Source organism: Cupriavidus sp. 8B (assembly GCF_054589115.1).
This window is the reverse complement of the sequence record NZ_BAAILO010000617.1, coordinates 1-294: the sequence shown is the minus strand read 5'-3', so window position 1 is coordinate 294 and position 294 is coordinate 1. Positions and strand designations below refer to the sequence as shown.

Here is a 294-nt window from a genome sequence, read left to right as displayed (position 1 = left end):
TCTTGATAAGGCGGGGGTCGTAGGTTCAAGTCCTACCAGACCCACCAAGTTACGGATGGTGGTTCGACGATGTGAGTCGATGTTGAGCCTCCGGACAGAGAAGTAAGGGGGGATTAGCTCAGCTGGGAGAGCACCTGCTTTGCAAGCAGGGGGTCGTCGGTTCGATCCCGTCATCCTCCACCACTTACCTCGCACTGCAATGTGCACCTTGGATTGGTCGTCAAAGGCAAGCGCTTAGTCTTGAGCGTTTGCCTTTGGCCTTGGCCAAGACGATGCGGGACCAAGTCTCGCTCG

General features: G+C 56.5%; 1 tRNA gene. It reads left to right on the top strand.

Going from position 1 to position 294, the window contains the following annotated elements:
* Positions 1-107: 107 nt before the first annotated feature.
* Positions 108-183 (top strand) — tRNA-Ala (locus ACYP5B_RS50975).
* Positions 184-294: the final 111 nt, after the last annotated feature.